9 protein-coding genes and 1 tRNA gene are annotated in these 11,728 nt (G+C 74.2%); 5 read left to right on the top strand and 5 right to left on the bottom strand.

The features are described from left to right. Positions 1-93 precede the first annotated feature (93 nt). Together ABD332_RS04790 and ABD332_RS04785 are read right to left on the bottom strand one after the other, a co-directional pair. The gene (locus ABD332_RS04790; protein WP_344499877.1) at positions 94-2,961 is read right to left on the bottom strand and encodes a DUF7824 domain-containing protein; all 2,868 of its coding nucleotides are present in this window, start codon (positions 2,959-2,961) and stop codon (positions 94-96) included. Beyond that, positions 2,958-4,310, bottom strand: coding sequence for an SWIM zinc finger family protein (locus ABD332_RS04785; protein WP_344499875.1), 1,353 nt, complete (start codon positions 4,308-4,310; stop codon positions 2,958-2,960). The genes ABD332_RS04790 and ABD332_RS04785 overlap by 4 nt, the downstream gene beginning before the upstream one ends. Positions 4,311-4,377: 67 nt before the next feature. Here ABD332_RS04785 and ABD332_RS04780 point away from each other — a divergent pair. Together ABD332_RS04780 and ABD332_RS04775 are read left to right on the top strand one after the other, a co-directional pair. Next, positions 4,378-4,452, top strand: a tRNA-Arg gene (locus ABD332_RS04780). 32 nt (positions 4,453-4,484) lie between these two features. Next, complete coding sequence (locus tag ABD332_RS04775; protein ID WP_344499873.1) at positions 4,485-6,017, top strand: ankyrin repeat domain-containing protein; 1,533 nt, start codon at positions 4,485-4,487, stop codon at positions 6,015-6,017. On the opposite strand, the gene ABD332_RS04770 is transcribed toward ABD332_RS04775, so the two are convergent. Then, positions 6,010-7,131 (bottom strand): pyridoxal-phosphate dependent enzyme, encoded by a 1,122-nt coding sequence (locus tag ABD332_RS04770; RefSeq protein WP_344499872.1) that lies wholly within the window; start codon positions 7,129-7,131, stop codon positions 6,010-6,012. The genes ABD332_RS04775 and ABD332_RS04770 overlap by 8 nt on opposite strands. A 74-nt stretch (positions 7,132-7,205) precedes the next feature. Here ABD332_RS04770 and ABD332_RS04765 point away from each other — a divergent pair, with 74 nt between their 5' ends. Continuing rightward, positions 7,206-8,174 (top strand): aldo/keto reductase, encoded by a 969-nt coding sequence (locus ABD332_RS04765; RefSeq protein ID WP_344499871.1) that lies wholly within the window; start codon positions 7,206-7,208, stop codon positions 8,172-8,174. 19 nt (positions 8,175-8,193) lie between these two features. On the opposite strand, the gene ABD332_RS04760 is transcribed toward ABD332_RS04765, so the two are convergent. Further along, positions 8,194-8,892 (bottom strand): MFS transporter, encoded by a 699-nt coding sequence (locus tag ABD332_RS04760; protein WP_344499869.1) that lies wholly within the window; start codon positions 8,890-8,892, stop codon positions 8,194-8,196. A gap of 3 nt (positions 8,893-8,895) precedes the next feature. Here ABD332_RS04760 and ABD332_RS04755 point away from each other — a divergent pair, with 3 nt between their 5' ends. Together ABD332_RS04755 and ABD332_RS04750 are read left to right on the top strand one after the other, a co-directional pair. Beyond that, complete coding sequence (locus ABD332_RS04755) at positions 8,896-9,450, top strand: Lrp/AsnC family transcriptional regulator (RefSeq protein ID WP_344499867.1); 555 nt, start codon at positions 8,896-8,898, stop codon at positions 9,448-9,450. Positions 9,451-9,554: 104 nt separating this feature from the next. After that, complete coding sequence (locus ABD332_RS04750; protein WP_344499865.1) at positions 9,555-10,703, top strand: endonuclease; 1,149 nt, start codon at positions 9,555-9,557, stop codon at positions 10,701-10,703. Between the two features lie 47 nt (positions 10,704-10,750). Here the strand turns inward: ABD332_RS04750 and ABD332_RS04745 are convergent, their stop codons facing one another. Continuing rightward, on the bottom strand, positions 10,751-11,713 hold the full coding sequence (locus ABD332_RS04745) for a helix-turn-helix transcriptional regulator (RefSeq protein WP_344499863.1): 963 nt from the start codon (positions 11,711-11,713) through the stop codon (positions 10,751-10,753). Between the last annotated feature and the right edge of the window lie 15 nt (positions 11,714-11,728).

Genomic DNA, 11,728 nt, shown 5'->3' with positions numbered 1-11,728 from the left:
CTGGCCAACCCGCATCCACCAAGCGGTGCCGGCGGCAGTGGCTGCCCACAGGCCGCCGGCATCGCGGTGGTTGAGGTGGTGCGGAGGCAGGGGTCAGGTCGTGGTCAGGGTCCGGTGCAGGCGTTTCGCTTCGACGACGAGACGGGTCGAACCCTTGCGTGCGGCCAGGTCGGCGAGGCCCGGCACCTCACCCCGGCTGCCGGACGCCGCCGCCGTGGTCGAGGCGAGCGTCAGCAGGTCCGGCAGTCCGCGGGGCGTGACGTGCGCCTTGCCGTCCGCCCCTGCCCCGCCACCCCGGACAGCCGCCCCCGACGCCGCAGTCACCCCAGCCGAGCCGGAAGCCCCAGCCGAGCCGGAAGCCCCAGCCGAGCCGGAAGCCGCAGCCGAGCCTGAGGCCGCGACCGAGCTGGGAGCTGCAGCCGAGCCGGCAGCTGCAGCCGATCCGAAAGCCGCGGCCAGGTCCCTTGCGGCGGCCCTGGTGAGGGGTGCGGCGGACGCCGGCGGGGTGATGGCGGGGCCCGGCGCGGGCCTGCTGGTCTCCGCCGGCAGCAGGCCGCCGAGCGCGCCCGACGCGATCCGCCACGTCAGCGCCGGGGCGATGCGGCCCGCCTCCTCCAGCTGGGTGACGACGCGGCTCAGGACGATCAGCTTGGTGCCGGCCATGCGGGCCAGCTGGGCCCCGAGCTCGCCGCCGTCGAAGTCGGCGGCGCCGCCGAGGGCCATGAGCGCGTCGAGCGCGGCGATGCGCTCGTCGGGCTGGGTGGCGGCGAGGCCGTAGGCGACGGCGGTGAGGGTCGCGGGGCCGACCGGGCCGGCGAGGTCGGCGAGCAGCGGCAGCAGCTGGACATTGCCGCGGCCGGAGTCGAGGTCGGCGGCGCCGGCGACGAGGGGCAGCAGGCACGCGGCGACGATCTCCCGCTGCGACGGCAGCACCGCCGGCCACAGCGCGGCCAGGCCCAGGCCGTCGCTGCTGTCGGCGTTGACGACCGAGGGTGCCGCGAGCTCGGTCAGCCAGTAGGGGTCCAGACCGGACCGGTCCGGCGACGAGGTGGCGTAGAAACGCGACTCGGGCAGCCACTCGAGATAGCGGCCCCGCTCGGCGCGCTGGCGGTGCACCCGGACCACCCGGACGTCGGGCCGGCCGGCTCCGCCGGTCTCCAGCCACTCGACGAGGGTCCGGCCGGCGTCGGAGGTCAGAGTGCGGGCCTGCCGCAGCGTGTCGGGGTCGGCGTCGGCGGGCAGCCGGTACAGCGCCTGGCGCAGATCGCGCTTCCACGGCTGCCAGCCCTCCCGCTCGGCCCGGGCGAGCCGCTCGACCAGCGCGGCGGGGTCGAGCAGCCCGTTGACCAGGGTGGGCGTCGCGACCAGGGCCGGGACCGGGTCGGTGGACAGCCGCATGACGATCTCGGCCAGCCGGATCGTCAGGACGCCCTGGAGCTTGGCGTAGGAGTTGCCGAGACGGAGGTCGGCGGGAGTGCCTTTCAGTGCGCGGGCCGCGTCGTCGAGGACGAACGGCAGCCCGGCGGCCTTGTTGAGCACCGCGGTGAACATCGCGACCGTGCGCCGGTGGCCCTCGGAGCCCCACCAGCCGTCGCCGATCCGGTTGTGGGCCCGCTGCATCACCGGGGCGATCGCGGCGCGCAGCCCGACGGGGTCGGCGGCGTGCATGCGGACGACCGCCGCGAGGACCCGCTCGAACGGCACCGTCTGCCAGTCGGTCTGGTCGAGCGCGGCGATCTCCTCCGCCAGCTCGTCGGGGGTGGCGATCGGCTCGGGCATGTCGGCGGCGCCGACCGGCGCGGTCAGCAGGTCCGGCTCGGGCGGGACGACCTGCACGCCGGTGGCCCCGGGCGCCGCGTGCTTCGCCAGGAACGCCGCCGAACGGTCGCGGGCCTGGACGTCGGGATGGTCCGCGGCGACGGCGACGACCTCGGCGATCTCGGCGACGCGGGCGGGGTGCCGCTTCGCGAGCTTCTCCAGCCAGATCAGCTGCGCCTTGACGAGGCCCTTCTCGCTGCGGGTGAGGACGGTGCGGGACGCGTCGAGCAGCGACTCCAGCTCCACGCCGCCGGCCGCCTCCGCGGTCTTCAGCACCTTCTGCGCCATCGTCGCCACCGAGCCCATGGCGTCGGTGAGCAGCTTCAGGTAGATCGTGGTGCGCTCGGCGACCTCGGCCTCGGTCGGGGCGAGCTTGTCGTGGAAGCTGACGAAGGCGTGCAGCACCGCCTTGGGGCGGACGGCGAGCAGGGCGTCCAGGCAGCGGTCGAGGATGTCGGCACGCGGGAACCGGCCCTCCTCGACGAGCGCGGCGGCGGCGAAGAGGATGCCGGGCCATGTGACCCACTTGCCGGTGTCCGGGTCGTGGCCGCCGACGGTGAAGACGATCTGGTCGCGTTCGAACGCGTGCGGCAGCAGCGCGTCGGTGAACGGGCTGCTCCTCAGCCTGTCCGCCACGACACTGTTGCGCTCCGAAATCTGCAGCGACAGCAGCCAGCCGTCGACGAACCGCTCGCCGGTCGGGACCGGCACGCCGGTGGCGACGACCAGGTCCGCGACGAGGCGCCACGAGCGCAGCGACCCACCGTCGCGCGGCAGCTTGCCGGCCAGCCTGGTCGCGAGGTCACCGAGCCACGGCACGCCGCGGTCGGCGGCGGCGCGCAGCACCGGCTGCGGCTGGATGGCCGACCAGGGCCAGCCGCGCCGGGCGATCACGGTGACGGCCTTCGCGGCCGTCGACGCGCATCCGACGGCGGCGACCGCATAGGCGGTGGCCTGCTGCGGGTTGAACCAGGTGCCGGCGTCCCCGCGCAGCGCGACGAGCTTGTGGCCCAGCTCGGCGCGCTGGGTCTCGTCGAGGTCGCGCAGCGCCTCCACGGTGGCCGCGAAGTTGCCCTTCTGCAGCATGGCCAGCAGGTCGGGCCACTCGATCGGGCCGGAGCGGCGGCGGGTGAACAGGTTCACCGGGTCACCGCCGGGGCGGCGGCGCGGGCCAGCTCGGTGGCCAGGGCGTGCTTGCAGGGGCCGCGTCCGCCACGGTACTTCGCCCACCACGGGCAGGTGCAGTGCAGCGCGTCGCCGGCCGCGCGGACCCGGTAGGTCTCCTCGCCGCTGCGCACGCTCGCCCCGGACCCGTCCAGCGTCACCGCGCCGGTCTCGACGAGCGCCCGGGCGCCGGCCAGCCGCGGGTTGTGCCGCTCGGCGCGCTGCGCGTCATAGGGCAGCACGCGGTGGAAATAGGCGGCCTCGGACACGTCGAAGCCGACCTGGCCGGCGGTGCCGAGCTGGGTGAGCGCCGCCCTGACCCGCACGGCCGGCATCGCGGCCTGCTCGGCGAGCGCGTCGACGTCGACCGTCGGGTCCCAGGCGAGCAGCGTCGCGATCAGCTCGGCGTCGTCGGTGACGTCGTCGCTGGCGAGCGCGGCGAGGACCGCGCCCTCGCCGGAGAATCCGCGGCTCGGCTGCGGCGACAGCGTGAGCGACAGGCGCAGCTCACCGGTGTCCAGCTCCCACGTGCTCGACACGGGCCCGCTGCCGGCGGTGACCGCCGGACCATAGACCCGCAGGTGCTTGGCGAAGCGCAGGACCGGCTTCAGCGCGGCGAGGCGGGCCGGCCCGGGCAGGCAGACGGCGCCGGGCACCGGGCGGGACGTGAGCCGCAGCGAGCGGCCGGCGGGGACGGCCCACAGCACCGAGCGGTCGCCGCCCGACGGGAGCCGGCGCAGGAACGCGGTCGCCTCGGCCGCGGACAGCTCCGCCCGCGGGTCGAAGCCGGACGCGATGACCTGCACCTCGGCGAACCCGCGCAGCCAGCGCGACGGCAGCGGCACCTTCTTCTCCACCACCGCACCGTCCATCGTGGACACCGTGAGGTCGTCGGGGCCGACGCTGACGTGCAGCGGGTCGACGCCGGTCAGCCGCTGCAGCGCCTGCCGCAGTGGCGTGTTGACGTCGACGTTGGTGGTGCCGTGGTCGACGATCTCACCGTCGAGGCCGGTGGGCAGCACGTCGAGGCGGGCATAGACGCCGCAGCAGCCGGAGAACGACTCGAACCGCAGCCGGTCCCGGCTGCCGGTGACGACCGGGTCCAGGCTGGCCGGGCTGAGGGGCTGGAAATAGCGGGTGCGGGCCACCTCGGCGACCGCGAGCAGCCCGGCCGCCGCCGCGGCGGGCGTGGTCAGGAACCCGGTGAAGAACCGCGGATTGGCGGTGACGGCACGCTGCGCCACACCACCGGCGGTCTGCAGCTGCAGCCCTCCGTCGTGGAGTGCCGACGGGGCCAGATAGCTCAGCGACTGCACAGCGTTGCTCATGCCCGACAACGTAGCTCCCGGGTACGACATTTTTCTGAAGGCGGGTCGTGGCCTAGGCTCGCGGGCGGCAGGTCGTAGTGCAGAGGTCGTCACACCACCTTGCGAAGTTGGAAGACGCCGGTTCGAATCCGGTCGGCCTGCCGCCTCAGACCCCGCGTGGAGGTATGCACCGCAGTGCGCAACGACCTGCCGCAGTGGCGCCGGATCAGGGCCGAGTCGCTGCCGCACGACGTCGTGGACGCGGCGGCCAGGGCCCGCGAGGCCGGTGACTGGCGGCGCGCCGCCGAGCTCGCCCGCTGCGACGTCGACATAGCTCCGGGGTACGAGAGCGACGACCTGCGGCACCTGAGCCTCGACCTGCTGTGGTGGCACCTGCCGAGGCACCGCGGCGGGATGAGCACGCTGCAGCCGATGGTGAGCGCGGTCCTGCCGCCGCGGACCGGTGCGGACAGTGCGCCGCTGCTGAAGGTACGGCTGCCGAAATCGCCGACCGGGCCCCAGCGGCTGCTGCTGACCGTGACGACCCTGGCCGAGCTGGAGCACGAGCGCTGGTATGTCGCGCCCCGCTACACCTGGGACGTGCGCGAGGCCGCCGCCGTGCGGAAGGCGTGGGGCGGGTCCGCGGCCAGGATGCCGTTCCTCACCCCGGAGGGGAAGGCCCTGTCGAGAGAGACGATCGCCGCCGGTACCGACGAAGCCGCCACCACCGAGCGCATCCATCAGCGGATCGTCGCGGGGGACCTCGAAGGGGCGTGGCGCGAGTGCGGCATCGACGTGCGTGGGGTCGACCCCGACGCCCTGCAACGGCCCTCGGCCCCGCCGACGCTGCCGGTCGGGGTCGCGGACGAGGCCAGGGCCGCCGCGGCCGCGTTCGGCGTGCAGCAGGTCGCCACCCTGTACGGCGCGTCGCTGACGCTGACCGTCGGCGGGATGACCGCCGAGGCGCTTGATCTCAGCGAATACCTGGAGGTGCCGACGCGGATCCTGACCGGCCCGGTGCCGCCGGACCTGGCGCTCATCGCGGCCGGCCTGCAACGCCCCGCCGACCTGCACCCGCTCGTCCGCGAGGCGCTGTTCCCGGCGTCGGTGGCGGCCCACGGTGTTGCGAGACCCGACGCGGCCCAGACCGCGGTGCGAGTGCGCTGCCAGGGCGAATGGCACCGGGTCGGCGTCGACGGCGGTGCGCTGCGCCTGCCGGACCACGACGGGGAGGAGCAGCTGCGCGAGCGGGTGCTGCGGTCCCTCGGCGGCGCCAGCAGCGGCTGCTACGCCGTGCAGCAGACCTGGACGACCGGCGTCGGCCGGCTGCCGCACGGGCTCGCCGCGCAGCGCCGGCAGGTGAAGCACCGCATGCAGCACGGCGACACCGGCTGGCTGCTCGACGGCCTCGGCCGCGGCGTGATCGACCCGCAGATGCGCGACGCCAACGGCTGGTCGCTGCTGCACCTGGTGATGTGGGTCGACTGGGAGCGGGTGCTGCCACTCCTGCTCGCCGCGGGGGTCCCCGTCGACGCCCGGGACCGCGTCGGCCGGACGCCGCTCTACCTCGCGGTGATGAACGGCGGCCCGCCGGAGCTGATGCGCCGCCTGCTCGCCGAGGGCGCCGACCCGCGCGCCGAGACGGTCCACGGCTCCTGGCCCGCGCACGTCGCCCGGTCGCGCCAGTACTGGCAGGACCTGTCGTTCCTGTTCGAGCCTGTTACATGACGGGCGGCTTGGACTTCAGCCCGCTGCCGCACAGCGGCGCCACGACCGTCCCTGCCGGCTCGACCTCGCCGGCCTCGATGGCCGCCCAGCAGACGGCGGACGTCGGCTCGACGTAGAGGCCGGAGCGGGCCAGGGCGGCGTGCGCGGCCCGCACCTGCTCGTCGGTCACGGTGACGACGGCACCGCCGGTCGCACGGACGGCGGCGAGGATCTGCGCGCCGCGGGCGGGCCGGGCGATGGCGATCCCCTCGGCCACGGTCCCCTGCGTGGCGATGTTCGCCGGTACCGGCGACCCGCCGGCGAACGCGGCGGCCAGCGGCGCGCATCCGGCGGCCTGGACCGCGACGATGCGCGGGAACCGCTCGATGTGCCCCGCCTCGAGCAACTCCGCGCAGGCGAGGTGGGCGCCGAGGACGAGGGTGCCGTTGCCGACCGGCAGCACGAGCGTGTCGGGCAGGCGGCCGCCGAGCTGCTCCCACACCTCGTAGACGTAGGTCTTGGTGCCGTGCACGAAGAACGGGTGATACACGTGGCTGGCGTAGAACACGCCCGGCTCGCCGGCGGCGAGCGCCGCGGCCCGGGCGGTGTCCTCGCGGCTGCCGGGGATCTGGTGCACGGCCGCGCCGTAGGCCCGCAGCTGCCCGACCTTCCCGGCGGAGGTGTCGGCGGGCACGTAGACGTCGCAGGCGATTCCGGCGCGGGCGGCGTACGCGGCGACGGCGGTCCCCGCGTTGCCGCTGCTGTCGGCCATGAGCCGCGCGACGCCGAGCCGGGCGGCGAGCGCCACGAGCATGACCGCGCCCCGGTCCTTGAACGACCCGGTCGGCATGAGGTGGTCGACCTTGAGCGTGACCCCGGGCCGTCCGGGCGCACCGACCAGCGGCGTCATCCCCTCCCCCATGGTGATGTCGCCCGGCTCGGCGATCGGCAGGGCTTCCCGATACCGCCACAGGCTGGTGCCCCGCCCGGCGAGGTCGGTCAGGGAGGGCGGGGCCGCGGCGAACCCGTCGAGGTCGAGCACGCCGTGGCACTTCGCGCACCGCCAGGCCAGGCTGCGCAGCGGTTCGGTGTGGCCGCACGCGCCGCAGCGCAGCGACAGGGATTCCAGCGTCACGCGCTCGATAGTAAACGTCCAGACTCTGGACGAACAGTCCAAGCGAGGTATGGTGTATTCGGGAGGGCAGCGCATTGGAGTACGCACGGCTGGGCCGGACCGGGCTGCGGGTGAGCCGGATCGGGCTGGGCTGCATGAGCTACGGCGTCGCCGCCGCGGGCATGCACCAGTGGACGCTGGACGAGGACGCCGCCGCCCCGTTCTTCCGCCAGGCCGTCGAGCTCGGCGTCACGTTCTGGGACACCGCCAACGTCTACCAGGGCGGCACGTCGGAGGAGTTCGTCGGCCGCGCGATCCGCCGGTTCGCGCGGCGCGAGGACATCGCGCTCGCCACCAAGGTCAGCGGGAAGATGCACGACGGGCCCGGCGGCAGCGGCCTGTCCCGCAAGGCCGTCCTGGAGCAGGTCGACGCGTCGCTACGGCGGCTGGGCACCGACTACATCGACGTCTACTACATCCACCGCTTCGACCCCGAGACGCCGGCCGAGGAGACCATGGCCACGCTGCACACGCTGGTGCAGGCGGGCAAGGTCCGCTACCTCGGCGCCTCGTCGATGTGGGCCTGGCAGTTCGCCAAGCTGCAGCACGTCGCGGTGCTCGGCGGATGGACACCGTTCGCGGCGATGCAGGACCAGTACAACATCCTCAAACGCGAAGAAGAGCGGGACATGATCCCGATGTGCCTCGACCAGGGCGTCGGTCTCACGCCGTATTCGCCGCTCGCGAAGGGCAGGGCGGCGCGGCCCTGGGGCGAGCGGACGGCGCGGTCCTCGTCCGACGCCGTCGCCCAGGCGTTCGACCGCGACGTCGACCGGCCGGTCGTCGACGCGATCCAGCGGGTCGCCGAGGCCCGCGAGGTGCCGATGGCACAGGTCGCCCTGGCCTGGCTGCTGACCAGGCCGGTCGTGTCCTGCCCGATCGTGGGTGCGACGAAGCCGCACCACCTGCGCGACGCCGTGGCCGCCCTCGCCCTCGAGCTCACCGCCGGCGAGCTCACCGATCTCGAGGCCGCCTACACACCGCAGGACAACTTCTGGTGGTGAGCGCGCCGGCGGCCGGGCGTCAGGCTGCGACGCCCGACGGTGCCTCGGTCCGGTCCGGCTCGGCGCCGCCGACCGCGGGCGGGCGGAGCAGGGCCAGGACCGCCACCCCCGCGACGCCGGCGATGACGGCGCTGATGAGGAAGATCCGGTCGAGGCCGGCGACGTACGCCGCCCGCAGCACATCGGCCGGCACCTGCCGGACCAGGTCCTGGTAGCCGCCGCCCGTGAGACGCCGGGCGGTGCCGGCATCGCCGAGGACCTCGCCGGCCCGGGCGGTGACGACGGTGGCGAAGACCGGCAGCGCCAGGGCGTAGCCGAGCTGGCGGAACGTGTTCGACGCGCCGTTGGCCATGCCCGCCCGGCCGGGTGGCGCGACGGCGAGGGCCGCCGACGCCAGGACCGGCGTGCACAGGCCGACGCCGAGGCCGGACACGCACAGCCCCGGCATGAGCGCCGCCCAGCCCGACCCGGGGCCGGCCAACATGCACAGCGCGGTGCCGGCGGCGACGAGCAGCAGCCCCCAACCGATGCTGTGCCGCGGCGGGACCGCGTGCAGCAGCCGGCCGCCCAGCCCCGCGACCACGAACGCGACGACCGCCATCGGCGCCAGGATCAGCCCCGCCGCCATCGCGCCGAGCCCGAGCACCGACTGCGCCCACAGCGACACGAACACCAGGTTGGCGAACGCACGCCACGGATCACGGTCCTCAGCGCGCACTGCATGCTGCGCGGCGTCGCCGGCCTGCACGGCTGGCCCGGCCGCACCGACGCACTGGACCCCGACCAGGTCACGGCGCTGCGCCCGGCGCCGCCCGCACCGCTGCAGACACCGCCGACCAGAGCGGACAACGCGCTGCTCGCCGCGCTCGCCAGGGACGGCCGGGCGCCGCTGCCGGCACTCGCGGCCGCCACGGGATGGTCCGAGACCACCGTCCGGCGGCGGCTGGACGAGCTGTGCCGCGGCAACGTCCTGTACTTCGACGTGGAGATCGAGCCGGCGCTGCTCGGCTATCACGCGGAGGCCATGATGTGGCTGACCGTCGCGCCGTCCGCCCTCTCGGCCACGACCCGGGCCCTGGCCACGCACCCGCAGATCGCGTACGCCGCCGCGACGACGGGCCCGGCCAACATCGCGGCGTCGGTGATCTGCCGCGACCTGAACGAGCTGTACGAGTACATCGCCGGGGACATCGGCTCCCTCGACGGCGTGGCCTCGGTGGAGACCGCACCGGTCGTGCGCCGCGTCAAGGCCGGCGGCACCCTGCTGGTGACCTGACGCCCGCACCCTACATGTAACCCGCCCGCCCTCTGCGGTCCACGCCGCCCGACACATCGGCAATCTACGATGTCTCCACACGGCTGCGAGATGAGGTTCTGGCCATGTGGAGATCGCGGCGGATCGCGACGGCAATTGCTCTTACCCTGACCGCGGCCGGTGCCGCCGTGGTCATGACCTCGACCGCGGCGGTGGCCGCGGACCTTTCGGTGAGCCAGGCGCTCGCGGCGCAGGACGGCCGGTCGGCCTCCGTCGTCGGGTACGTCGTCGGGCAGCCGACCGCGACCAGCACCGTGCTGCGGTCCGGGTTCACCGGCGACACGGCCCTCGCCCTCGCCGACTCCGCGAGCGAGACCGGCACCTCGCGGATGCTGTACGTGCAGATCACCGCCGCATACCGGGCGCAGTTCGGGCTGCAGACGAACCCGTCGGTGATGGGCCGCCGGCTCGTCGTCGCCGGGCAGCTGACCGCGTACTTCTCCCACGGCGGCCTGAAGTCCCCGACCTCGATGGCCTTCGCCGGCACCACCCCCACGGGCAGCCCGACCACCGGCCCGACCGGCCCCGTCGAGACCTACTACGCCGCCGCCGCGGGCAAGACCGGCACCGCGCTGCGCAACGCACTGCACGGCATCATCAAGACGCAGACGAAGCTCACGTACGACCAGGTGTGGGACGCCCTGAAGGACACCGACCAGGACCCGAACAACAGCGCCAACGTCATCCTGCTCTACTCGGGCCGGTCGCAGAGCAAGTCGACGAACGGCGGTGGCGCCAACGACTGGAACCGCGAGCACGTCTGGGCCAAGTCCCACGGCGACTTCGGTACCGCCACCGGCCCCGGCACGGACGTCCACCACCTGCGCCCCGAGGACGTGTCAGTCAACTCCGCCCGCGGCAACAAGGACTTCGACCTCGGCGGCTCGGCGGTCAGCGAGGCCCCCGGCTGCCTCACCGACAGCGACTCCTTCGAACCCCGCGCCGCCGTCAAGGGCGACGTCGCCCGCATGATCATGTACATGGCCATCCGCTACGAGGGCGACGACGGCTGGCCCAACCTGGAGATCAACAACTCGACCGCCAACGGCTCCGCCCCCTACATCGGCAAGCTGTCGGTCCTGCTCCAGTGGAACCAGCAGGACCCGCCCGACGCCTTCGAGCGCCGCCGCAACGACCGCATCTACGCCACCTGGCAGCACAACCGCAACCCCTTCATCGACCACCCGGAGTGGGCCGCCGCGATCTGGAGCTGACCCCGCGGCGAAGGCGGCCGGTCGCGGAATGCGACCGGCCGTATCCGTCATCCGGCGCCGGGCGGTGTCGCGGCACGGAGGAACCGGGTGCCCCAGTCCCGGAGGTGGTCGGTGAACTCCGGTGGGCTGATCACCTCGAACTCCGCGCCGATGTTGCCCAGCGCCTGGGTGGGCCAGTCCAGGCTGGTCGAGACCATGGTGAGCCGGCAGCACCGACCGTCGACGGCTTCGATCGTGCCCCACTGGCCGACGACCCGGCGGACGTGTTCGGCGGGTGCGTGGACCAGGGCCTGGACGACGTGCCCCGACGGCACGCCGGTGGAGGCGCGCACGAACTGGGCGGCGTCGTCGGCGGGAAGGGACCGCGGGCGGAATTTCGCCCCGGTGCTGTGCGGGTCGGTCAGCCGGTCGAGGCGGAAGCTGCGCCAGTCATGTCGGGTCAGGTCGTAGGCGGCCAGGTACCAGCGGCCGCCGAGCGCGACGAGCCGGTGCGGTTCGACCTCCCGGTCGGTGTCGGGGCCGCCGCGTGCGGCGTAGCGGAACCGCAGCCGCTCCTCGTCCCGGCACGCCTGGGCGATGACCGTGAGCACCTCGGCGGGCACGACCGGCCCCGCGGCCGCGGGCGAGACGGTCATCGCGCGCAACGCGTTCACCCGTGCGCGGAGGCGCGGCGGCAGCACCTGCACCACCTTGGTCAGCGCGCGCACCGCGGCGTCCTCGATCCCGGCGATGCCGCTCTGGGTGGCGTCGCCCATGCCGACCGCCAGCGCGACGCCTTCCTCGTCGTCGAGCAGCAGCGGCGGCAGGACCGCACCAGGCGCCAACTGGTAACCGCCGTCGGTGCCACGGGTGGCGTGCACCGGGTAGCCGAGCTCCCGGAGCCGGTCGACATCGCGGCGCAGGGTGCGTTCCGAGATCCCGAGACGGTCGGACAGATCCGTCCCGGACCAGTGACGATGGGTCTGCAGCAGCGACAGCAGCCGGAGCGTCCGGGAACTGGTGTTGGCCATGCCGCGATCGTTGCA

It is taken from the genome of Dactylosporangium maewongense (assembly GCF_039531485.1).
GTDB lineage: Bacteria > Actinomycetota > Actinomycetes > Mycobacteriales > Micromonosporaceae > Dactylosporangium > Dactylosporangium maewongense.
This window is presented reverse-complemented; position numbering and strand designations above follow the sequence as displayed.